Origin of the sequence: Streptomyces sp. JB150 (assembly GCF_011193355.1) — a bacterium.
Lineage (GTDB): Bacteria > Actinomycetota > Actinomycetes > Streptomycetales > Streptomycetaceae > Streptomyces.
In genome coordinates, this window is the sequence record NZ_CP049780.1 from 248,242 (window position 1) to 270,829 (window position 22,588).

22 protein-coding genes and 1 pseudogene are annotated in these 22,588 nt (G+C 73.6%); 12 read left to right on the forward strand and 11 right to left on the reverse strand.

What is annotated here, in order from left to right; translation table 11 throughout:
• Positions 1–6: 6 nt before the first annotated feature.
• Positions 7–672: a HEAT repeat domain-containing protein gene (locus G7Z13_RS01150; RefSeq protein WP_165995191.1), complete on the reverse strand. Its 666-nt coding sequence runs from the start codon at positions 670–672 to the stop codon at positions 7–9.
• A gap of 101 nt (positions 673–773) precedes the next feature.
• Between G7Z13_RS01150 and G7Z13_RS01155 the strand changes: the two genes are divergently transcribed.
• Positions 774–938, forward strand: coding sequence for a hypothetical protein (locus G7Z13_RS01155; RefSeq protein WP_165995192.1), 165 nt, complete (start codon positions 774–776; stop codon positions 936–938).
• A gap of 144 nt (positions 939–1,082) precedes the next feature.
• Here the strand turns inward: G7Z13_RS01155 and G7Z13_RS01160 are convergent, their stop codons facing one another.
• Entirely contained in the window at positions 1,083–1,742 is a 660-nt protein-coding gene (locus G7Z13_RS01160; RefSeq protein WP_165995193.1) for a DUF4360 domain-containing protein, read from the reverse strand.
• Positions 1,743–2,136: 394 nt separating this feature from the next.
• On the opposite strand from G7Z13_RS01160, the gene G7Z13_RS01165 reads away from it, so the two are divergent.
• Positions 2,137–2,898, forward strand: a complete 762-nt coding sequence (locus G7Z13_RS01165; protein WP_165995194.1) for a hypothetical protein — start codon at positions 2,137–2,139, stop codon at positions 2,896–2,898.
• Between the two features lie 30 nt (positions 2,899–2,928).
• Here G7Z13_RS01165 and G7Z13_RS01170 read toward each other — a convergent pair whose 3' ends face one another.
• On the reverse strand, positions 2,929–3,084 hold the full coding sequence (locus G7Z13_RS01170) for a hypothetical protein (protein WP_165995195.1): 156 nt from the start codon (positions 3,082–3,084) through the stop codon (positions 2,929–2,931).
• Positions 3,085–3,088: 4 nt separating this feature from the next.
• Between G7Z13_RS01170 and G7Z13_RS01175 the strand changes: the two are divergent.
• Positions 3,089–3,610, forward strand: a pseudogene (locus G7Z13_RS01175) (AAA family ATPase); the annotation flags it as partial.
• Between the two features lie 566 nt (positions 3,611–4,176).
• On the opposite strand, the gene G7Z13_RS01180 reads toward G7Z13_RS01175, so the two are convergent.
• Positions 4,177–4,821: a 1,4-alpha-glucan branching protein gene (locus tag G7Z13_RS01180; protein WP_165995197.1), complete on the reverse strand. Its 645-nt coding sequence runs from the start codon at positions 4,819–4,821 to the stop codon at positions 4,177–4,179.
• A 264-nt stretch (positions 4,822–5,085) separates the two neighbouring features.
• On the opposite strand from G7Z13_RS01180, the gene G7Z13_RS01185 reads away from it, so the two are divergent.
• The gene (locus G7Z13_RS01185; protein WP_165995199.1) at positions 5,086–6,336 is read left to right on the forward strand and encodes a serine hydrolase domain-containing protein; all 1,251 of its coding nucleotides are present in this window, start codon (positions 5,086–5,088) and stop codon (positions 6,334–6,336) included.
• A 79-nt stretch (positions 6,337–6,415) separates the two neighbouring features.
• Here G7Z13_RS01185 and G7Z13_RS01190 read toward each other — a convergent pair whose 3' ends face one another.
• The 7 genes from G7Z13_RS01190 to G7Z13_RS01220 all read right to left on the reverse strand — a co-directional run bounded on the left by G7Z13_RS01190 (position 6,416) and on the right by G7Z13_RS01220 (position 12,616).
• Entirely contained in the window at positions 6,416–7,144 is a 729-nt protein-coding gene (locus tag G7Z13_RS01190) for a polysaccharide deacetylase family protein (RefSeq protein ID WP_240926447.1), read from the reverse strand.
• A gap of 5 nt (positions 7,145–7,149) precedes the next feature.
• Entirely contained in the window at positions 7,150–7,839 is a 690-nt protein-coding gene (locus G7Z13_RS01195; protein WP_165995200.1) for a glycoside hydrolase family 11 protein, read from the reverse strand.
• A 435-nt stretch (positions 7,840–8,274) separates the two neighbouring features.
• Complete coding sequence (locus tag G7Z13_RS01200) at positions 8,275–8,652, reverse strand: hypothetical protein (protein WP_165995202.1); 378 nt, start codon at positions 8,650–8,652, stop codon at positions 8,275–8,277.
• Between the two features lie 136 nt (positions 8,653–8,788).
• On the reverse strand, positions 8,789–9,346 hold the full coding sequence (locus tag G7Z13_RS01205; RefSeq protein ID WP_165995203.1) for a TetR family transcriptional regulator: 558 nt from the start codon (positions 9,344–9,346) through the stop codon (positions 8,789–8,791).
• Positions 9,347–9,356: 10 nt separating this feature from the next.
• Positions 9,357–9,938 carry a sugar O-acetyltransferase gene (locus tag G7Z13_RS01210; protein WP_165995204.1) on the reverse strand — a complete coding sequence of 194 codons (582 nt, stop codon included), beginning with the start codon at positions 9,936–9,938 and terminating at the stop codon, positions 9,357–9,359.
• 79 nt (positions 9,939–10,017) lie between these two features.
• The gene (locus tag G7Z13_RS01215) at positions 10,018–11,454 is read right to left on the reverse strand and encodes an alpha-lytic protease prodomain-containing protein (protein ID WP_206312971.1); all 1,437 of its coding nucleotides are present in this window, start codon (positions 11,452–11,454) and stop codon (positions 10,018–10,020) included.
• Positions 11,455–11,668: 214 nt separating this feature from the next.
• Positions 11,669–12,616 (reverse strand): LysR family transcriptional regulator, encoded by a 948-nt coding sequence (locus G7Z13_RS01220; protein WP_165995205.1) that lies wholly within the window; start codon positions 12,614–12,616, stop codon positions 11,669–11,671.
• A 323-nt stretch (positions 12,617–12,939) separates the two neighbouring features.
• Here G7Z13_RS01220 and G7Z13_RS01225 point away from each other — a divergent pair, with 323 nt between their 5' ends.
• From G7Z13_RS01225 to G7Z13_RS01260, 8 genes are all read left to right on the forward strand, one after another.
• Positions 12,940–13,467, forward strand: a complete 528-nt coding sequence (locus tag G7Z13_RS01225; protein ID WP_165995206.1) for a hypothetical protein — start codon at positions 12,940–12,942, stop codon at positions 13,465–13,467.
• A gap of 393 nt (positions 13,468–13,860) precedes the next feature.
• On the forward strand, positions 13,861–16,011 hold the full coding sequence (locus tag G7Z13_RS01230; protein WP_165995207.1) for a hypothetical protein: 2,151 nt from the start codon (positions 13,861–13,863) through the stop codon (positions 16,009–16,011).
• 84 nt (positions 16,012–16,095) lie between these two features.
• On the forward strand, positions 16,096–17,607 hold the full coding sequence (pelF, locus tag G7Z13_RS01235) for a GT4 family glycosyltransferase PelF (RefSeq protein WP_165995208.1): 1,512 nt from the start codon (positions 16,096–16,098) through the stop codon (positions 17,605–17,607).
• 8 nt (positions 17,608–17,615) lie between these two features.
• Entirely contained in the window at positions 17,616–19,151 is a 1,536-nt protein-coding gene (locus G7Z13_RS01240; RefSeq protein ID WP_240926072.1) for a hypothetical protein, read from the forward strand.
• A gap of 88 nt (positions 19,152–19,239) precedes the next feature.
• Positions 19,240–20,241 (forward strand): GDP-mannose 4,6-dehydratase, encoded by a 1,002-nt coding sequence (locus G7Z13_RS01245; RefSeq protein ID WP_165995209.1) that lies wholly within the window; start codon positions 19,240–19,242, stop codon positions 20,239–20,241.
• 30 nt (positions 20,242–20,271) lie between these two features.
• Positions 20,272–20,985: a nucleotidyltransferase family protein gene (locus tag G7Z13_RS01250; RefSeq protein ID WP_165995210.1), complete on the forward strand. Its 714-nt coding sequence runs from the start codon at positions 20,272–20,274 to the stop codon at positions 20,983–20,985.
• Between the two features lie 7 nt (positions 20,986–20,992).
• Positions 20,993–21,919, forward strand: coding sequence for an NAD(P)-dependent oxidoreductase (locus G7Z13_RS01255; protein WP_165995211.1), 927 nt, complete (start codon positions 20,993–20,995; stop codon positions 21,917–21,919).
• Positions 21,916–22,578 carry a spherulation-specific family 4 protein gene (locus G7Z13_RS01260; RefSeq protein WP_165995213.1) on the forward strand — a complete coding sequence of 221 codons (663 nt, stop codon included), beginning with the start codon at positions 21,916–21,918 and terminating at the stop codon, positions 22,576–22,578. Before G7Z13_RS01255 ends, G7Z13_RS01260 begins: the two co-directional genes overlap by 4 nt.
• Positions 22,579–22,588: the final 10 nt, after the last annotated feature.

Below are 22,588 nucleotides of genomic sequence, written 5' to 3' on the forward strand. Positions count from 1 at the left end.
GTCTCATCATCCCTCGCGGCCGGTGCTGCCGAGGGCCACGACGCGTTTCGCCTCCTCGATCGCGAACTCGAATCCGGTCTCCGGGTCGTTCAGCAGCCGCCGGGTGGCGAGCGCGTGGGCGCGTACGCCCGGGTCGGGGGCCGTGGTCGCGGGCTGCAGGGCCGGGACCATCGCGTCGCCCAGCGCGACGAGTGCCCGGCTGAGACTGAGTTGCGTCTCCCGCTCGCCGCGCCCGAGCTGCGTCACCAGCACCTCGGCGAGCGCGGACTCCTCGCCTTCCGGGACGAGGACGACCGCGGCCCGCCACGCGGCGCGCGCCACCTCGTCGTCGGCGTCGGTCAGCAGCGGCCGGGTGATCGCCGGCCACGCCCGCCGGTCCCCGATCTTGGACAGCGTGTGCAGTGCCTGGCTCCGGGCCTGCGCGTGCTCCCAGTGGAGTTCACGCAGCAGCGCCGGCAGCGTGCTGGACACCGGGTGCCGGGTGAGCGCCCAGGTCAGCGTGTCGCGGACGAAGAACTCCGGCTCGGTCGCGCATCGTTCGACGAGCGTGTCGACGAAGCGCGGGTCAGGCGTCGTACCGGCCGCCAGCGCGGCCCGCAGCCGCACGGACGCCTGGCCGTCCTCCAGCTCCCGCAGCACTCGGGCGGTCGTGTCCTGTCTTGTGGTCGTCATCGAGACCACCTCCTCGGCAAGCAGTGAAGGGCTTGTCACCGTGTCAAGGTCAAACAGGCCGGCACGAACGCAGAGGCGGGCGGCCCCGCGGGGCTCAGCCTGTGAACCGTGCCGCGTCCTACGACCACGCCCGGGGCGTGTACCGGCTGGCCTACCGGGCGGCACCGCACGGTCCGCACGTCACCGGACTGTCCCTGCCGCCGGGCACCTGGCACCTCACCGCCGACGCGGCGACCGTGACGCACACGGCGCCGGGCCAGGCCTAGGTGGTGGCGGCGCCGGGCGCGGAGGTGACGGTGACGTCCGGCGCGGCTGAGCACCGTCGCCGCCGCGGCGGGCGACGACGGGCCGCGGTGCGCTCGGCCGTGCGGATCGCTCGGGCGCGCGGTGCGCTCGGGCGTGCGGTGCGCTCAGGTGCGGGGGCACTCCTTCCACGCCATGTGGTAGACGGTGCTGATGTCGCCGTCGGTCGAGTCCATCGTCATGAAGCTGACCTTGCCCGGCGAGGCGGTGCCCGCGTTGACGCGGATCTCCGTGTTGATGTTGAAGTTGCGCTGGACTCCGCACGGCGCCCACACCAGCTGCGCCCAGTCGGTGACGTCGGTGGCCTGCCAGTTGTCGTTGTAGGCGCCCGTCAGAGGGTGGTTCTTGAACGCCGTCTGGGACGAGCCCTGGAAGTAGTACGAGGCCCGCTGGACCGCGGTGGCGCCTGGCTGGAGCGAGGCGAAGCCCCGGTAGTCGGCGCTGGCGATGGCGTACGTGAAGCCCTGGGGCACGTGGACGATCAGGTTGAGCTGGCAGTTCTTGCGGAACGCCGTGGGGTCGGAGTTGCCTCCGGCCTGGGCGAGGTACGCGCTGTAGGTCACCGTGAAGGCGGTGTTGTCCTCGGAGACGGCGACGGCGGCGGTGCCCGCCGGGCAGCCGGAGCCGTTGACCGTGGCGACATCGATGACGATCTTGTCCGGGGGCGGGTCGACGAACCCGGTGGCCCCGGTGGACGGGTTGTGCGCGGGCAGCGCGGCGGTGACGAGAGCGGCGACAGCGCCGGCCATGAGCAGCCCACCTGCCATGGTGTCTCCCCTTCGCTGGAGTCGGTGGGGGGTGGATGCGCCCGGCCGACGGGCGGCGGGACTCCGTGAAGACCCGATGGACACGCCGTGAAGAAGCCGGGGCGGTCGCATCGTAGGAAGCCCTCCGCGACGCGCCCAGGGAGGACTCCGGCCATTCACCCCCGGCGTTTTCACACCCCGTCGGGGCAGCCGGCCAGGTGGTGGGTGGAACAGCCGCGCCCGCACGTCTCCGGCACCGACACACTGTGCCGGGCGCCCGGGCATGCCGAAGGCGGGGATTGCCCGAGACCGCATCGTGATGGGCGGGTGCACAACCCTGTGTGGATGCCGGCCGTCTGTAGGGCGCCGGAGGGATGTCCCTTCGGCCGCATTGCGTACGGAGATTGGGGACCAGGTGGGGAAGCAGTTCTGGAGAGTCGGCGTGGCCGGTGGCGCGGCGGCGGTGTTCACGGCCGTGGCCGCGGCGCCGGCCGGGGCGACCGAAGGGGGTGTCTCGTTCACCCGTGTCCAGGTGAACGACGGCAAGCCGATCGTGATCGGGGTGTCGAACGAGGTCGCGGTGCCCGCCTCCTTCCGGATGGCGACCACTCAGGCGTGGGAGTACCCAGCGGTGTACCTGTACCGCAGCGGTGGGGACGAACTGTGGCACGCCATCGAGACGAGCGACTGCATCAAGGTCAGCGCGGGCGTCTGCGACTTCAACGAGACGATGTACTTCGACCCGAGTGTGTGGGACATGCGCAACAGTGAGGCCGGGGCCTGGAAGGTCGCGGCCCGCGTGTTCTTCAAGGGCGACGGCGGTGACACCGACGACGAGGGGCTGACGGTCCACGTCAAGCGCAACTCCCGCCTGACCGTCAACGCCTCGCCCGAACCGGTGGCCAAGGACAGGACCATCACCGTGACCGGCAAGGTCACACGGGCCAACTGGGAGACCAGGAAGTACGCCTCGTACGGAGGCCGCCTGGTGAGCCTGCAGTTCAAGCCCTCCGGCGCCGCCTCCTACACCACGGTGAAGAAGGTGTACGCCAGCAGTTCGGGCGATCTCAGGACGACCGTGAAGGCCTCCAGGACGGGTACGTGGCGCTGGGCGTACTTCGGTAACACCACCACCGGACCGTCGACGTCGTCAGGGGACAACGTCGTGGTGAACTGACGTCCGCGTGCAGGTCTCACGGGATGACGGTCACAGCCGTGACCAGTCCCTGAACCCCGCCGCCTCCCTCGTCAGGAGGCAGGCGGCGGGGTCGCCGACCTCGATGCCGTGGTGCGCGTCCAGTGCTTCCGGCGAAGAGGCCACTCCGTCGGCCCCCGCGGGCCCGTACGACGACGCTAGCGTCAAGGCCATGATCGTATGGCTCAACGGCACCCACGGCGTGGGCAAGACAACGACCAGTGCGCAAGTGCAGCAACTCATCCCGGACTCACGGGTGTTCGACGCCGAGAAAGTCGGCGAGACGCTCATGGACATCAAGCCGGGGCTGCCCGCGACGGACAACTTCCAGCACTGGCCGCCGTGGCGACCCCTCGTGGTCGAGACCGCCCGACGCGTCCTCGACTACACCGGCGGCACCCTGGTGATGCCCATGACAGTCCTGGTCGAGCAGTACTGGCGCGAGATCAGCTCGGGCCTTGCCCAGCACGCCGTTCCCGTCCGGCACTTCGTCCTCCACGCCGACCAGGACACCCTCCGCGCGCGCATCGCGGGCGACACCGTTCTCGGCCCCGACTCCCCCTTCCGTCTCCAATACCTTGAGCCCTACGCCGAGGCAGCCCGCACCTGGCTGCACGCCGAGGCCGAGGTCGTGGACACCACGCATCTCACACCTGCCCAGGCCGCCCAGCAGATCGCCGAGGCCCTGAAGGCCGACGGCAGCTTTCACGGCATCGACGGCACGGCCGCGTTCCGGCCGGGCAGAACACTGCCCGAAGATCTCCGGGATCAGACAGGATGAGCGGCCACCGCACGGCGGACCAGGACCGGCGGGCCGGGGTGCGTGTGGGCCGACTGAGACTGACGGTGTGCCAGCGCTATGGGCGGTGAGGCGGGATCGCGCGGTCACGGCGGAGGCGAGGGCATGGGTGGTTCGTGGAGGAAGCGGTGCCACTCGAGGAGGGCGCCTATCGCGCATGCGCAGCTCGTGGAGTACGTACGAGCCGGACTTCTGCATAGCCCAGCTGGGCAGCAGGGTGTGGTTCTCGAAGCGGGGGTCCTCGGCCAGCGGGTAGGGCGTGCGCAGCCCGTGGGCGATCTTGGCCTGGAACACGGCGTCCCAGTGCGCTGGACCGGTGGGCGCTCCCGGCCCACGGGCGTGGGAAAGCCCGGCGGTGACCGTCGGTCTCCCCTCGGGGTCCCAGCCAGCCACGAAGACGGCTGGGGCCGATCACGACGAGGTGCCGTGCGGCGGGCGGCCGTGGCGCTCGGCGGATGTCCCTAGGCCGGGGTGGTGCTGTGCAGGGTGGCGAACGTGCCGCGTGCGGGGGTGCCGTCCGGTGTCCGCCAGGTGGCGGAGACGTGGCCGGTGGCGTCCTGCGGAAGGGAGGCCGGGGCGGGCCGCAGGACGCGGTGCAGGCGCAGGGTCGTGCCGTCCGGGGCGGTCAGTGCGGTGCCGTCCCGGTCGTCGGTGACGGTGACGTCGGTGGTGAGGGGGCCCGCACCGTGGTACGAGGCGACGACGTCGCGGGCGGGGAGGCCGCTGGTGTTCTGGTCCTGCGCCCGGACCCGTCCCTCGATCAGGGCGAGCAACTCGGCGACCAGGACGGGGTCGTGGCAGCCGTCGTAGACCCAGCGCTGACCGAGCACGCCGTGCTCCATGGTGCCGACGAGGGCGTGGTCCGCCCCGTCGAGCGGTGCGCCGCGGTAGGTGAGCGGCACCAGGTAGGTCACCGGCCGGGGGCTCGCGGCGTCGGTGACGACGACGAACTCGATCCCGACCTCGCCCCGCGGGTCGTCCAGCCGGAACCCGCCGGCCTTGGCGGGCCGCGGTGCGGCACCGCGGTACCAGGCGCGCGAGGGCAGCCAGGAGGTGAGCAGTTCCGGTTTGGTCGGCTTGAGCACGGTGTCGTGGATGACGGCCATGTGCGTGTTCTTTCGTCAAGTGGCGGCGGGCCGTCATACCTTCGCACCCGTGTGCCGCGCCCCGAGCGGTGTCTCACATGCCAGGATTCACGAGACCACCGTCCGCGGCACCCGTGCGCGGCCCAACTCGCCCCGCGTGTCGGGAACCGTGGGCGGTGTCCCGCACTCATGATCCATGGGCCCGGCGGCCGACCACCGCCGTGCGCCCGTACCCGTCGACCGAGAGATCGAGGAATCATCGTGTCCTTGTCGCCGCACCGACGCATGGCTGTGAGCGTCACCGTGATCGCAGCACTCACCGGGGGACTCGCGCCGCTCGCCAGCGCGTCGGCCGCACCCTCCGCGCCCCGCACCGTCCCCGCGAAGGCCGCCGCGCCGGCCGCTCCCGCGCCCGACATGGAGGGAGTGGTCACCGCGCTGAACGCGGCGATGGCCAAGGGCGCGCCGGGCGCCATGGCGCGGTTCGCCGGGCCGGAAGGGGTCCAGAGCCGTACCGTCGGCGTCCGCGACCGGGTCTCGAAGGCGCCCATGGAGATCGGCGCGCGGTTCCGGATCGGCAGTGTCAGCAAGACGTTCTCCTCGGTCGTGCTGCTCCAGCTGGTGGAAGAGGGCAAGCTGGAGCTGGACGCGCCGGTCAACCGGTACCTGCCGGGGCTGCTGCCCGACGACCGCATCACGGTCCGCCACCTGCTCACCCACCGCAGCGGCCTGGCCGACTACACGAACGCCATGTTCAGCCAGACGGTGCCCGGCTTCGAGGCCGTGCGCAACCGGGTGTTCAGCTACCAGGAGCTGGTGGGCCTGTCCCTGGCGGAGCCCCGCACCACCGAGCCCGGCGTCGCCTACAAGTACTCGAACACCAACTTCGTCGTCGTCGGCATGCTCATCGAGAAGCTGACGGGCCGTCCGGTCGCCGATGCCTACCAGCAGCGCATCATCAAGCCGCTGATGCTGCGGCAGACGTCCTACGTGCACCCCGAGACGCGCATCCGGGGCACGCACGCGCGTGGCTATCTGCACCCCGACGAGGCGGGCGCGCCGCTCGTGGACTCCACCGAGCAGACGGTGTCCTGGGCGCAGTCCGCCGGGGCGGTCATCTCCAGCCCGGCCGATCTGAACACCTTCACCAGCGCGCTGATGCGCGGCCGGCTGCTGTCCCCGGCCACGCTGGAGGCCATGACGACGGTGACGCCGACCGACACCACCAACACCCGCTTCTACGGACTCGGTCTGCGCCGTTACGACCTGTCGTGCGGCACCCAGGTGTACGGGCACACCGGCACCGTGCAGGGCTACTACACGTACGCGTTCTCCACGCGTGACGGCAGCCGCAGCCTGTCCGCGATGGCGAACACCTCCAACCGCGGCGAGGTGAACACGGTGCTCGGCGGCACGCTGGAGGCCGCGTTCTGCGGGAAGAAGCCGGCGGCCGCGCCGGCGGCGCGCTCCGCCGAGCCGTCCGCGCGGGGCGCGGTGTCGCTGCCCGCCGAGCGTGACCTGGCCGAGCGGCGCTGAGACGGCGTCACCGGGGGACCCGTCGTTCGCGTGGGTCCCCCGGTGACACCCGGTGCGGCCCGGCCGGCCGCCGGCCCCGTCAGGGGGCCACGGCGCGGCCGGTCTGCGGGGAGATCCGGCCGGCGCACAGGCCCTTGCCCGCGAGGGTCCGCGCGATGCGCGGGATCGCGGCGAGCGTGTTCGCCGACCATTCGTGCATGAGCATGATCTGCCCGTTGGTCAGCCGGCCGGCGGCCTGGACGATCGCGTCGGTGCTTGCGCCGTTCCAGTCCTGCGAGTCGACGTCCCAGATGACCTGGGTGAGGCCGTACTTCGCGGCGACGGTCCGCACGGTCGTGTTGGTCTCACCGTACGGCGGGCGGAACAGCGTCGGGGTGCCGCCGCCCGCGTTCGCGATGGCCTGCTGGGTCCGGGAGATCTCGGAGTCGATCTGCGCCTGGCCGAGCTGGGTCAGGTGCGGGTGGGTGTAGCTGTGGTTGCCGACCCACATGCCGGCGCTGACCTGGGCCCGGACCTGGGCCGGGTTGGCGGCGGCGTACTGGCCCTGGTTGAACATGGTCGCGCGCAGCCCGTTCTGCCTGAGCGCGGTCAGCAGGGCCGGGGTGTGGGTGGCGGACGGGCCGTCGTCGAAGGTGAGGGCGACGTACCCGGTGCAGGCGGCGGCCCGCTGCGGGGCCGCTGCCGCGCCGGCCGGGACGGCGCCCGCCGCGGCCGTCGCGGCGACGGCCAGCCCCACGGCCAGGGACCGGGGCGCGATGCGCCGGAGGCTCACCGGTTTCACCCGCTTGACCGACGTCACCCGCTTCACCCGCTTCACCCGCTCACCGTGATGCTGGAGCTGCCGCTGCTCTGGTAGCCCTCGGTGGCGAGGATCATGTAGTAGTTGAAGCTGCCCAGCCGCATGCCGGCGCGGGCCCACGCGTCGAAGTGGTTGCCGGTGGTGATGGTCCCGCCGGTCCGCTTCTGCTGCCGGACGCTCCAGTACTGGTTGAAGGTCTTGGTGCCTTCCACGGACGGGGCGTTGTACCGCGTGGTCTGGTAGATGTCGTACGTGCCGCCGTCGCTGGTGACGGTGCCCTTGTACGTGCCGGTGGGCCGGTAGGTGCCCCAGTTGTCGACGATGTAGTACTCGACGAGGGGGTTCGAGGTCCAGCCGTAGAGCGTCAGGTAGCCGTTGCCGGACGGGTAGAAGCTGCCCGAGTAGCGCACGGTCCGGCGTCCGCCGTTGCTCCAGCCCTTGCCGCCGACCCAGTTGCCGCAGTTGGTCCAGTTGCTGCGGTAGCTGCCCCCGGAGGACAGGGTCATGGAGACCGATCCGCCGCCGTCGGTCCAGAACGAGTAGTAGAACCCGTTGTGCGTGCCGGTCTGGTTGGTGGTGATCGTCGTGTCCGCGTGGGCGGTGGCGGGCACCAGCAGACCGGACGCGGTGGCGGCCACCGTCAGGGCGCCGGCCGTGCCGATGAATCCCCTGCGGCTCATGGGGCGGTCGAGAGGGTTGTCCATTGCTTCCTCCTGGTGAGGCTCGCGGGCAGGCCGGACCGCGTCCGCACGTCCCGCGCGGCTCGGCGGGATCGGGTGGGGACGGCGCGGCCAGGGCTGCCTGAGGGAAGGCCCGCGCCGGGGGCGGCGCGGTGGAACCGGTGTGGGAGGGCTCGATCGCTGGAGAGTATGGGCCCGTCGCGGAACGCCGGTCAATGCATCTGTTTCCGAAAGTCCACCGAAAGTTCGTTGGCGATCACCGCGGGTGTCGCCCGAAACAATTCGACGTCGCGACGGTGGAGTTCCGCGACATGGCTCGATTTGATGGCACGGTGCCGGTTGACGGAGGCCCTCCGGTTCATTAGTTTGCGCGCAACGCTCGCCACTCACATCGAAACATTCGAAGCCGGTCATGCGTCGTTCCGTCGAGGCCCGGCGGGCGGCGCGCGCCGCCGTGCCTCACTGATCGGAGTAGCGGATGTCCCCGATGGTCCAGGCGCTGACGTCCTCGAGGGCGACGCGGTACATGCCGCCCGTGTCCGGGATGCCGACGCTCCCCTGGAGGATCCGGGCGAGATGGAAGTGGAGGTGGGTGGGGCGGCCGGAGCGCGCAGACGCGGCGTCACCGTCCTGGGGGACGGCGAACAGGCCCGCGAAGTGGTGCAGATCCGCCGAGTCCCGCAGCACCTCTGCCACGCGCTGCTTCCACAGGGCCTCGGGCGCCAGTCGTCCTGTGATGACGGCTCCGGGGACCACCACGGTGAGGGACATCCGACTGCTGTGCTGCGACTCGACCTCCTCGGCGATGCCGAGAAGCAGATCGTCAGGATGCGACATGCTCAGAGAGCCTAGCCCAGCGGGGCCCGTCACCGGTCCACCGGGTGCGGCGGGCGCGGACGTGTCGCCCGGCTCGCCCGCGCCGCCGCGCCGGCGAAGTGCCGTGCCCCGCCGCGGAGTTGCCTCCGGGCGGGGGCTAACGATCCCGTCCGCCGGCCGTGGTGACGCGGGTGACCGCCTCCAGTGTCAGAGCGCGGTCGTGGGGTGCCGGGGACAGGGCGCGGTGCAGGGTCAGGCCCTCGATGAGGGCGTCCAGCTGGCGGGCCGTGCCGGGGTCGAAGTGCTTCTCCAGATGGGCGCGGCTGCGCGCCATCCACTCCTGAGTGAGTTCCCGGTACGCGGGCCTGCGCGCGGCGAGGGTGTACAGCTCCTGGGTGAGGACCAGGTCGCGCTTGCTTCCCTCGGACAGCTCGTGGACGAGGTCGGCGACCGCCGCTCGGGCCTGGTCGCGGTCGGCCGGCGGTGCGAGGTGCGCGTCGAACAGGGCGACGATGTGGTCGGTGAAGTGACGGAACGCCTCGCGGAGCAGGTCGTCGATGCCGCTGAAGTGGTAGGTCATCGACCCCAGGGGCACACCGGCCCGCGCGGCGATCTTGCGATGGGAGACCCCGGCGACGCCCTCGTCGGCGATGAGGTCGAGGGTGGCGGCGAGGATGCGTTCTCGGCGCCGCGGGTCGGTGTGTCCGGTGGCCATGGCGGCACCCTCACAGCTCGCGGACCGGCCGGGCCGGGTTGCCGAGCGCGAGGACGTTCGCGGGCACGTCCTTGGTGACGACGGCGCCCGCGCCGATGACCGCGTTGTCGCCGATGGTCACTCCGGGGCACACGATCACTCCCCCGCCCAGCCAGACGTTGTCGCCGATGGTGATCGGCCGCGCGGCCTCCAGCTTGTCCCGGCGCGGCTGCGGCTCCAGGGGGTGGGTCGGGGTGAGCAGCCGGACGTTCGGGCCGATCTGGCAGTCCTCGCCGATGGTGATGGCCGCGACGTCCAGCGCGGTGAGGTGGTAGTTGACGAAGGTCCGGGCGCCGATGGTGATGTTGCTGCCGTAGTCGACGTACAGCGGCGGCCGTACGTGCGCCTCCTCGCCCAGGGAGCCGAGCAGTTCGGCGAGGAGCGGGCGGGCGGCGTCGGCGTCCTCGGCGTAGGCGGCCTGGTAGCGGGCGGCCAGGCGCACCGCGTGCTGCTGGCGGCGGGCGATCTCGGGGTCGTCAGCGATGTAGAGGTCCCCGGCGAGCATGCGCTCCAGGTTGGTGCGCGGGTCGTCCGCGAAGTGGTCCATGGGCATGCGTACGATCGTACACTCGAAGTGTACGACCGTACGCTCTGAGTCGGACTCCCGGTGGCGGCTGCCGTTCAGGTGTCCGTCAGCTGGCCGGCCGCTGCCACAGGGCCGGGACGTTCGGCGGTTCCCAGCCCGGCTGGGCCTGGTGTGCCTGGAGGCAGCGGTAGGTGGCGCCGCCGTAGGTGACGGTGTCTCCGGGCTGGTAGACGGTGCCGGGCGTCCAGGTGCCGCCGGGGTCACCCGGATCGCCCGGGTCGCCGGGGTCGCCGGGATCCGTCGTCGTCTTGAGGGTCAGGCCGTAGTTCTGGAGCAGCGGGTTGATCGGCTGGAAGAACGTCGTGCCGCCACTGGCGCAGTTCCCCGAGCCGCCCGAGGTGACGCCCTGGGCCTGGCTGCCGGAGAGGTAGGAGCCGCCCGAGTCGCCGGGCTCGGCACAGACCGAGGTGCGGGTGACGCCGGTGATGGTGCCCTCGGGGTAGGTGACGCTGGTGTTGTGCTGCTGGACGGTGCCGCAGTGCCAGCCGGTGGTGGAGCCCGAGCGGCACACGGACGCGCCGACCGGCACCTGCGTGGACCCGGTGACCTGGACGTTCTGCCCGCCCGCGCCCTTGACGTAGGGGGTGGCGGTCCACTGGGAGTTGGTGGCCACCCAGGCCATGTCGCGGCCGGGGAAGACGGAGCCCTGGAAGGTTCCCTGTGCCACCCGGTTGTGGCCGCTGGTGCTCGCGCCGGTCCGGCCGCAGTGGCCGGCGGTCGCGAAGCCCTGCTGGGTGCCGCGGGTGACGGGGAAGCCGATCGAGCAGCGCCCGCTGTTGTTGATGTAGTAGGCCTCGCCGCCGCGCAGGTCGTACAGCGCGCGGGGCCGGTCGGTGGTCCGCTCGATCCGGGCGAGGGAGCCATCGACACCGGCCGCGTCCAGGAGGGCGCGGGCCGCGGAGGGGCGTACCGCCTCCACGACGAGCCTGTTGGTGCGGACGTCGACGTACCAGACCGGCGCGTCGGTGGTCCCGCGCCGTTCCGCAGCCCGGTCCAGGCGGGCCTTGGCCGCGTCGAGCGTGGCGAGGGAGTGGCGTACGACCGCGGCGTGCGCGCCCAGCGCCTCGATGGCGCCGATGTCGCCGGCGTCCGTCGTCGCCACGGTGAGCGTGCGCGACTCGGCGCCGCGCACCCAGGCGCCCGCGAAGTCACCGCCGAGCGCGGCGCGCAGCCGGCCCGCGGTCGCGCCGGCCTCCGCCTCGTGCACGAGACGCCGCTGCGCCTGCCGCCGGTCCAGGCCGAGGTCGCGGGCCATGGCGCGGAGCAGGGCGGGCGGGGCGGCGTCGGTGCGCAGGGTCCGCGCGGCGGAGGCCGTGGCGGGATCGGTGGCCGACGTCACCGCCCCGGCGGCGGAAGCGGCCGGTGGGGTGGGGGCGGCGGCCTGCCCGGCGCTCGCGGAGCCGCTGAGCCCGGCCACGAGCAGGGCGGCCGTCGCCACCACGGCGGCACCCACGCCTCTGGCGCGGTGTGGTCGCTGGAGCATGGGGTCTCCTCGGTTCGGTTCTCGCTCGGTGGGGAGGTGCCGAAACCGTAGGGAGGGACAACGCCCCGGCAGAAGCTGTCGGTTGGCCCCCTCCCCCGCGTTATGGAAGCCGGCGTGCGGCAGGTGGGGGCCGCCGCCGTGACGAGGCCGCGCGTCCTGCGGGGCCGCGCACCGCCGTGACGAGACCGGCCCGCCCCACAGCCCCCGTCGCTCGCTACGGAGCCCCGTGCGTGGCGAGCCACCGGGTGTAGCTGTCGCTGCGTGCCGCCACGCGCGCGTGGGCCACGCGCGCCTGCGCGAGGACGGTCGCGGCGGTGTCGGCGCGCTGCGTCACCGCGTGCCAGCCGAGCAGATGCCGCCAGGCCAGCGGCGTACCGCCGAGCGGCCGGGTGACGATGCCCGGAGTGGCCGGGAAGGTGGCCCGGCACAGGCCGATCGCCCGGCCCACCTGCACCAGGTGCACCAGGGACGAGGTGTCCGTCTCGTACATGCGGCGCGGCGTGAAGCCGGCGCGGGCGCAGGCGGCGGTGAAGCAGTCGCCGAAGCAGCCGTCGCCGGGCACGCAGGCCCACTCCTCGTTCGCCAGGTCGGCGAGTTCGGCCTCGCGTGCGGCGGCGAGGGGGTGTCCGTCGGGGAGCATCACGAAGACCGGGTCCTCGGCGATCTCGCGCCAGACCAGGTTCTCGGCGCCCGGCGGGGCGGCGGATCCGCAGGTTCCGGCGAGGGCGAAGTCCAGCCGGCCCTCGGCGAGCAGATCCGCCAGGCGCCGCTCCGACCAGGAGGCGCGGGTCGTGACGCGGGCGTCCGGCAGCGCGTCCGCGAGCCGGTCGACCAGGGCGCCGAGCAGCGGACCGTGGGTGCCGCCCAGCCGCAGCGCGGTGGTGGTGCGCGGGGCGCGGGCGAACCGGGCCGCCTCCTGCTGGAGTTCGGTCACGGCGGGCAGCACCACGCGGGTCCGTTCGAGGACGAGTTCGCCGAGCGCCGTGGCGCGTACGCCGTGCCGCCCGCGCTCGAACAGCTCGCCGCCGAGGGCTCTCTCGATCCGTTTGAGCTGGGCACTCAGCGCGGGCTGGGCGAGCCCGAGCGCGGTCGCCGCCCGGGTGAGACTGCCTGCCTCGGCGATGGCACGGACCGTCCTGAGATGCCGCAACTCCAGCTCCATGAGGGGAGCTTGCGTCGGCGGAGGGGCCAGGGCAAGAGGTTGGTCCAGACCAGTATGGCCACCGGGGGCCGGACGGTCCGCCCGTGGAGGCGGTTCGATCGGTACGCGCCAATAGTGCCGCCGGCGCGTTCCGGGCCGCCGGGCACGGCCCCGCCGCCGGAGTCGCGCGCCGCACCGGCCGCGGGGTGCGCGTATACGGCCCCGGCCGGTCACCACACTTCGTCCGCGTCTCGCACACAGAAGACACACTTTCGGTCGTGGTCGCTCAGGGGCGCCGCCGAGGGGCAGACGGCGGGCGGGCCACGCGCCTAGCCTCCCGGGCCATGCGATCACCCTTGATGAGACGCCTCGGTCTCACCGCCGTCCTCGCCCTCGTCCTCGCCGTGTTCGGCCTGGCCCCGACCGCGAGCGCCGCCGAACCGGGCCCCGCCGACCTGAAGTTCACCACCGACGCCGCCACGACCACGCCCGGTGGCACGGTGAACGTGACGATGACGCTGACGAACAACAAGACGTACGACATCTGGTTCGTCTACCAGACGATCGAGCCGACCTGGCTGACCACCCAGCGGCCCGACCTGAAGTACTCCTTCACCGGCTGCTCCCTCGCCACGGCCTCCGGCAGCACCCCCTGTTCCGGCACCGGCCCCGCCAACCTCGGCGCCAACTACGGCGCCCCCATCGCCCCCGGCCAGAGCCGGACCGTGACGCTGACGCTGCAGATCGCCCCCGACTCCGGCTGCAACGGCAACATCGGCTTCTACTCGTACTACTACGCCGAGTTCAGCGACAGCACGAGCACCAGCGGCGGCCCCGTCTACACGCCCGAGACGCGCGTGCTCTGCTCCTGACGGTCCTGGCGCCCGGTGGCCGGTGACCTGAAACCGGTCCATCGCCGCCCGGCGGACCGCGCACGGTGACCACCGCCTCGCCGGCGGGCCCCGAGGGCCCGCCGGCGCCCGCGTTCCCGCCCCCACCTGCACGGCAGCCCCCGCACGGCGACCGGGCGGCGGCCTCGGAGCGCCCCCGCACCCGCGGTCCGGGCCGCGCCGTCGCCGCCCGGACACCTGCGTTTTTCCGTCAGGTTTCGCAGCGGGAGCACAAAAGTTCCACACACGCCTCACTATTTGACGCGACGGATGCGTCGACGACCGGTCTTCGAGGGGGAAACCGGCGTCACGCAAGGGGGTGGGTCCGCTCCGCGGAGCCGTGCTCACCCCTGCCCTGGGAGGGGACAGCACCGCATGAAGCGGACCATACGCACCACCCTGCTCACGACGGGCGCGCTCATCGCCGCCCTCGGCATACCGACCTCGGCGGCGCACGCCGACGCCCCGGCGCCCCGGATCGACCTGCGGGTGCTCGTGGTGAGCGACGGCGGCCCGGCCACCGACGCCATCGCGGCCGAACTGGACGCCGCGGGCACGCCGTACACGGAGATCGACCTCACGCGCTCCGACCGTCCCGTGATCGACGCCGGTTATCTCGCGGACACGGTGGACGGCCGGGACCGGGCCAGGTTCCAGGCGGTCGTCCTGCCCAACGACAACCCGTTCCCGGCGGGCTCCGCCGAGATGGCCGCGCTCGTGGCCTACGAGAAGGCATACGGCATCCCGCAGGTCGACGCGTACACGTACGCCCGCCCCGAGGCCGGACTCCAGTACCCCGTCCACGGCGGCTACTCGGGCAGCGTCGACGGGGTGCGTGCCCAGGTGACCGCGGCCGGCCGTTCCGGGCCCTTCGGCTACCTCGACGGCCCGGTGCCGTTCGAGGACAACTCCCCCACCGTGGGCGAAAGTTATGCCTATCTGTCGACCCCGGTGGCCGGTGCCGACTTCACGCCGTACGTCGAGGCGGCGATCCCGGGAACGCCCAAGCGGGGCTCGCTGGTCGGCGAGTACCGGCACGACGGGCGCCGCGAACTCGTCGTCACCTTCGTCTACAACCGTCACCAGCAGCAGTTCCGGCTGCTGGCCCGCGGCATCGTCGAGTGGATGACCGGCGGGGTGCGCCTGGGCTCCTCCCGCAACTACTTCGCCGTGCACGTCGACGACGTCTTCGCGGCGGACGACCGCTGGAACTCCGCGCTCAACTGCACGCCCGGCGACGTGGACTGCACAGACCCCGACGCCACCCCCGACCCGATCCGGATGACCCCGCAGGACGTCGACCACGCCGTGGCCTGGCAGCGCGAGCGGGACTTCACCCTCGACTTCGCCTACAACGGCGCCGGCAGCGCCGACCACCGGCAGGACAACAACGGCGCCGACCCGCTGGCCGACCGGCTGATCGCCGAGCGGGCGGAGTTCCGCTGGATCAACCACACCTACACGCACGCCTTCCTGGGGTGCGAGCAGGACACCTCGGTGGTGCCGTGGCGGTGCGCCACGAACCCGGACGGCAGCACCAAGTGGGTCAGCCGCGAGGACGTCTCCGACGAGATCGCCGCGAACCGGGCGTGGGGACTGCGCGCCGGACTCCCCCTGGACGACGGCGAACTGGTCACCGGCGAGCACTCCGGGCTGCGGGTGCTGCCCCAGCAGAGCGCCGACAACCCCAACCTGGCGCTCGCCCTGGCCGACAACAAGGTCACCTGGCTGGCGTCCGACAACTCCCGCGAGCCCGGCCAGCGGCACGTCGGGCCCGCCACGACGGTGCCCCGCTACCCGATGAACGTCTTCTACAACGCGGGACGGGCCGCCGACCAGGTCGACGAGTACAACTGGATCTACACCAGCCGCGCGCAGGGAGGCAGCGGCATCTGCGAGGACAACCCGGCCACCACCACCTGCCTGCCCGCCCCGCTCGACCCGGCCACCGGCTACCAGGAGCACATCGTGCCGGTGGAGCGGCGGATCGCGCTCGGCCACGTCCTCGCCAACGACCCCAGGCCGCACTTCATCCACCAGTCGAACCTGGCCGAGGACCGGATCGCCTACCCCGTGCTGGACGGCGTACTCGACAGCTACGACGCGCTGTTCGCCGACAACACCCCCGTGATCAATCCGCGGATGAAGGACATCGGCGCGGAGCTCCAGCGGCGCACCGCCTGGCGGGCCGCGGTGCGGGACGGCCGGGTGACCGCCTACCGCGTCGGCGACACCGTGACCGTCGAGAGCCCGGACGGCGTGGCCGTTCCGGCGACCATGCCCGAGGGCACCACGCGGGCCGGCGCCGCCTTCGGCGAGGCGTACGCGGGTGAGCGGTCCGGGTGGACGGCGTCCGCGGGAGCGCCGCTGACCCTGACGCTGCCGGCGTCCGCCGCCCCGGCCGCGGCCGGGACCACCTCCTCGGCCGGCGGCCCGGCCGCCGACGCCGACGGCACCGCGCCGGCGCCCGGCACCCGCGTCCCCGTGGGCGTGGCCGAGCCGGTCACCCCCCGCGCCGGGGGCTGACCGGCGTACGGCAGCGAGTCCCGGCCGCCCCGTCGCGGCCGGGACCGGCACCACCACCCCACACCTCGGCCGTGGAGCACACCGATGCACGTTGACCACGGCGCGCGACGCTCCGGCGCCCCGCGCGTCACCCTCCTCACCGAAGGCACCTACCCGCACAGCCACGGCGGTGTGAGCGTCTGGTGCGACCAGCTCGTCACCGGGATGCCGGACGTCGACTTCGACGTCATCGCCGTCACCGGCACCGGGCGGGAGCCGGTCGTGTGGGACCTGCCGTCCCATGTCTCCGGTGTGCGGTCGGTGCCGATGTGGGGGCCCGCACCGCCGGGGCGGGCCCCGCGCGGCCGCTCCCGCAGGCAGCTGGCCGACGCCTACGAGCGCTTCCTGACCGCGCTGGTGGACGCGACCGCCGAAGAAGGCTTCGCGCCCGCCCTGTACGCCCTGGCGCGGGCCGCCGCGGACGGCCTGCTCAGCCCCTTCCTGCGGGGCGACGCGGCGATCGCCGCCCTGACCGCCGTATGGACGCGCCCCGGGCTCACGGTGCGCGAGGCGCGGCCGACGCTGCACGACGCGGTCACCGCGACCGGCCTGCTGGAACACGCCCTGCGCCCGCTGGCCGCGCCGCCGCCCGAGACGGGGGTGGCGCACGCCGTCAGCGGGGGTGTCGCCGTCCTGCCGGGGCTGGCGGCGCTGGAGCGGCACGGGGTTCCGCTGCTGCTGACCGAGCACGGCGTCTACCTGCGCGAGCGGTACCTCGGCTACCGCACGGCGCCGTACCGCTGGCCGGTCAAGGCGGTGCTCCTGGGGTTCTTCCGGCTGCTGGCGGAGGAGACCTACCGTCGGGCGGCGCTGATCACGCCCGGCAACCGCTACAACCGGCTGTGGGAGGAGCAGGGCGGCGCCGATCCGGCGTCGATCCGCACGGTCTACAACGGCGTCGACCCCGCGGCGTTCCCGCCGGCCGGCCCCGAACCGGAGCGGCTCACCCTCAGCTGGGCCGGGCGGGTCGACCCGATCAAGGACCTGGAGACCCTGATCCGCGCCTTCGCGCTGGTGCGGGAGCGGCTGCCCGAGGTGCGGCTGCGGCTGTTCGGCGGCACCCCGCGCGGCGGGGAGGGCTACCGGGAGCGGTGCGAGGCCCTGGCCGCCGAGCTGGGACAGGCCGGCGCGGTGACGTTCGAGGGGCGCGTCGACGACATACGGGACGCCTACGCGGCGGGGAACGTGGTGATGCTGTCGAGCATCAGCGAGGGCTTCCCGTTCACGCTGATCGAGGCCATGTCGTGCGGGCGGGCCACGGTGTCCACGGACGTGGGCGGGGTGCGGGAGGCCGTCGGGGACACCGGTCTCGTGGTGCCGCCGCGCGATCCGGCCGCGATGGCCGCCGCCGCGCTGGAGCTGCTGGGCGATCCCGTGCGGCGGCGGGCGATGGGCGAGGCCGCCCGACTGCGGGTGATCGAGCAGTTCACCCTCCGCCAGACCATCGACACCTTCCGCGCGATCTACCACGAACTGTCCACGGTCGGCGAGGCGTTGCCCGCCGGCGTCGTCCTGTCCGCCGCGGCGGTCACCGGCACGGAGAGCCTCACCGGATGAGCGGGCCCATGTCCCTGGAACCCGGCGGCGCCGAGCGGGACACGCTGGCGCTGCGGCTGGCCGAGCCACGCCCGCCGCGCCCGCGGGACCGGACGAACCCAGCGCGCCCTTCGCACCCGCAGGGCCGGCCGCACCCCCAAGAGTCGCCCCACCCCCAGGACCCGCCGCAGTCACAGAACCCGCCGCGTCCGCCGCGCCGCCGCCCCCGCTGGGCGCTGGACGAGACGACGCTCGCGATCCGGCTGCCCCGCACCGGTCCCGACGAGAAGGCGGTGAGTGAGCTCGCCGCCGAACTCGCCGACCGGATCGGCCCCGCCGTCCATCCGTACGAGGTGGCCGCGCTGCTGGAGGCGGAGGGCCTGTCCGCCTCCGTGATCAAGGAGCGGTACGGCCATCCGAACCTGTTCTCGCTGGCGTCCGCGCTCTACGCGCGGGTCCCCCGCACGTTCCCGGAGCCACCCGCCGCACCCGATCCGTGGCGGCCCGACACCGTGCGCTGTCTGCTGCGCGGGGTGCTGTTCGCGCTGCCCGCGCTGGCCTATCTGCTGACCGCCCCGCTGTGGCGGGTCGACCGGCACGCCCCCGTCCTGATCGTGGCCGGTGTCGTGTCCTGGGCATGGGGGCAGGCGCTGGGGCACCGCGCGCACCTGCGGCTGGTGGCGGGGCGCCGGGAGGCCTGCGGCACCCTGCTGACCGGGTCCCTGACGGGCGCGGCGGTCGCCACCGGCCTGGCCGTGCTGCCCGCCGGCGGCGACCCGGGCACGGTGGCCGCCGGCGCCGCGGTCGCCGCCGTGCAGTCGCTGTACCTGGCGGCCGCGGGGGTGCTGCTGGTGCTGGCGCGGGAGCGGCTGCTGCTGGCCGCGCTGAGTCCGCTGATCGCCGGAGCGGCGATGCTGCCGTGGTGGGAGCCCGGCCCGGTGCTGCGCGCGGGCCTGCCGCTGCTGGCGCTGCTGGCCACGCTCGCGGTGACCGCGCGGGTGCTGTGGGCGGGCCTCGCGGTCCCGGCCGCCGCGGACGGGTCCGTGCCGCCCCTGCGGGCGTCCCTTCCCTACGGTCTGTTCGGGCTGGCCGCGGCGGTGCTCGTGCTGCTGGAGGGCCGGCGCCATCCGTACGCGGTGATCGCGCTGACGCTGAGCATGGGTCCGGCCGAGTGGCTGCTGTACCGCTACCGCGGCTGGTCGGTCGCCGCGCTGCGGGCCAGCGCGACACCCGGGGGGTTCCTGCTGCGCTCGGCCGGCGTGCTGGGTCTGTGCCTGTCCGCCTACCTCCTGTTGGTGGCCCCGGCGGGCCTGCTCACCGGCGCCGGCCCGGTCACGCTGCCGCTGCTCGCGGCGGCGCTGTGGACGGCCCTGCTGCTGCAGGCGTTCGGGGTGGCCTGGCCGCCGGCCGCGCTCTGTCTGGCCGCCGCCGCCACGGCCGGTGCGGTCGCCTGGCTGGACCTGCCGCCGGGGCCGGCCGTGCTGCCCCTGGCCTGCGGGCCGGTCGCGCTCGGCCTCGCGGCGTGTGCGATCCGGCTGCTGGGCCGGCCCTCCCCGCACGCCTGACCGTCCGGCACCGCTCCCCGGCAACGGGCCCGCTCCTCCCCCGCCCCTCCGCCTGTCCTGATCTCACCCGACGAAAGGAACCCGAGAGTTGACCTCCGCACCGCTCGCCGCCGTCACCGGAGCCGACGGCTTCATCGGCTCGCATCTCACCGAGGCGCTCGTCGCCTCCGGCCACCGCGTCCGGGCCATGGCCCAGTACAACTCGTTCTCCTCCTACGGCTGGCTGGAGACCCTGTCCCCCGACGTCCTCGACCACGTGGAGATCGTCCTCGGCGACGTCCGCGACCCCGGTTCGGTGCGCGCCCTGCTCGACGGCGCCGACTGCGCCTACCACCTCGCCGCGCTCATCGCGATCCCGTACTCCTACCAGGCGCCGCACAGTTACGTGGACACCAACGTCACCGGCACGCTGAACGTGCTGGAGGCGGTGCGGACCCTGGGCACGCCGCGCCTGGTGCACACCTCGACCAGCGAGACGTACGGCACCGCGCAGACCGTCCCCATCACCGAGGACCACCCGATCAACACGCAGTCGCCGTACGCCGCCTCGAAGGCCGGGGGCGACCGGCTGGCCGACAGCTACCACGCCAGTTTCGGCACGCCCGTGGTGACCCTGCGGCCGTTCAACACGTTCGGGCCGCGCCAGTCGATGCGCGCGGTGATCCCCACCGTGATCGGCCAGGTGGCGGCCGGGCAACGCGTCCTCACCCTCGGCGACCTGCGGCCCACCCGGGACTTCACCTTCGTCGAGGACACCGCGCGGGCGTTCCTCGCGGTGGGCACCGCACCGGCGGAGCGGGTCGTGGGCCGCACCCTCAACGCCGGGACCGGCGGGGAGATCTCGGTCGGGGACCTGGTCGCGCTGATCGGCAAGGTCATGGACGCGCCGCTCGACGTGCGCGAGGACCCCGAGCGGCTGCGGCCCGCCGCCTCGGAGGTGATGCGGCTCGTCGCGGACGCGTCCCGGCTCACGGCGGCGACCGGCTGGCGGCCCCGCCACACCCTCGAGGAAGGGCTCGCGCGGACCGCGGAGTGGTTCACCCAGCCGGCCAACCTGGCCCGCTACAAGACCGGCATCTACAACATCTGACCGACCGGCACGTACCGCAGGAGGTATGCCATGCACGCAGTGATCCTGGCCGGAGGAAAGGGTGTCCGGCTGCGGCCCTACACCACCGCGCTGCCCAAGCCGCTCGTCCCCATCGGCGACCAGCACGCCATCCTCGACATCGTGCTGCGCCAGCTGTCCACCGCCGGCTTCTCCCACTGCACCATCGCCATAGGCCACCTCGGCCAGATCATCCGCGCCTACGTCGGCGACGGCGCGCAGTGGGGCATGAACATCGACTACGCCGTCGAGGAGAGCCCGCTGGGCACCATGGGCCCGCTGCTGACCCTCCGGGAGCGGCTGCCGGAGCACTTCCTGGTCATGAACGGCGACGTGCTCACCGACCTGGACTACGCCGACGTGCTGCGCCGGCACGAGGCGTCGGGCGCGCCCCTGACCATCGCCACGTACGCCCGCAAGGTGCACATCGACTTCGGGGTGCTGACGACGGACGCGAGCCGGGTCGTCGCCTTCACGGAGAAGCCCAGCATCGACTACCGGGTGTCCATGGGGGTCTACGGCGTCTCGCGGGGCGCCCTCGACGGCTACACCCCGGGGCTGCCGCTCGGCTTCGACGAGCTGGTGGTGGACCTGCTGGCCGCCGGACGGCCGCCGTACGCCTACGACTTCGACGGCTACTGGCTGGACATCGGCCGCCCCGACGACTACGACCGGGCCAACGCGGAGTTCACCAGCCGCAAGTCGCTGCTGCTCAAGGGAGCCTGAACCACCGATGCGCATCCTCGTTCTCGGCGCCACCGGCTATCTCGGCGGCCACATCACGGAGCGGCTGCGCGGCCTGCCGGGCACCCGGCTGCTGGTCGGCGGCCGCTCCCCGGGCGCCGACGTCCCCGTCGACCTCGCGGCCGACCGCCCGCACGACCTGGCGAAGGCGCTGGCCGCGGCCGCGCCCGACGCCGTCGTCAACTGCGCGGGCGCGACCGGCGGGGACGCCGTCACCCTCGCGGAGGTCAACGCGCGCGGCCCGGCCGTGCTGTGCGCGGCGCTGCGGGAGGCGGCGCCCGCGGCCCGGCTGGTGCATCTGGGCTCGGCCGCCGAGTACGGGCCCGGTGTGCCCGGCCGGCCGGTCACGGAGGCGGCGGCGACCAGCCCGGCGGGCCCCTACGGGGCCACGAAGCTGGCGGGCACGGTGGCGGTGACCACGTCGGGGCTGGACGCGGTGGTGCTGAGGGTGGGCAATCCGGTGGGTCCGGGCGCGCCGTCCACCGGGCTGCCGGGCCGGGTCACCGCCCTGCTCGCGCGCGCCGGGCGCGACCCGGACGCGACGGTGCGGCTCGGTGACCTGTCGGCGCACCGCGACTTCGTGGACGTACGCGACGTGGCGCGGGCGGCGCGGCTGGCGGCGACCGTGGCGGGGCCGCTTCCGCCGGTCCTGAACATCGGGGGCGGCGAGGCGGTGGCGGTGCGGGAACTGGTGCGCAGACTGGCCGAGGTGGCGGGCTTCCGGGGCCGGATCGTGGAGGCGGGCGGGGGCGGGTCGGCGCGCTCCGCGCAGGTGTCGTGGCAGTGCTCGGACATCACCGCCGCGCGGGACGCCCTCGGCTGGCGGCCGGCGCACTCCCTCGACGGTTCCGTGGCGGCGCTGTGGACGGCGGCGGGCGCACGGCCGCGCGGTCCGGAAGAGGTGCCGGCGCGGTGAGCCTGCTGGTTCCGCTCTACGTTCATCCGGCGGAGGACCCCGCCGCCTGGCAGCGTCTCGTCGCGCGGGCGGCGCGCACCTACGGCGTCGTCCTCAACCCGGCGAACGGTCCCGGTGACGCCCCCGATCCGGCGTTCGTCGCCGCGGCGCGGGCGCTGCGCGCGGCGGGAGCCCGGCTGCTCGGCTACGTCGACACCGACTACGGCGCGCGCGACCCGGCGCGGGTCACCGCCGACCTGCGCCGGCACCGGGACTGGTACGGCGCGGACGGCTGCTTCCTCGACCAGGTGACCGCGGCGCCGTACGGATTGCCGGACTGCCGCCGTCTGGTGCGCTCCCTGCGCCGGCTCGGGGCGTCGACGGTCGTCCTCAACCCGGGCGTCCATCCGGCGCCCGGTTACGCGCGGCTCGCCGACCTGACGGTCACCTTCGAAGGGCCGTGGTCGGCGTACGTGTCGGCGTTCAGCCGCCCGCGGTGGACCGCCCGGCATCCGCCCGAACGGCTGTGCCACCTCGTCTACGGGGTGCCCCCGCCGCTGGTGCCGCTGGCCGTGCGCACCGCGCGCGAGCGCGGCGCGGCGGTGTGCGGCCCGGTGACGGGCGAACCGCCCAACCCGTGGTCCGGGCTGACGCCCGCGCTGACCGAGGCGGAGGGGTGAGCGGCGGGTG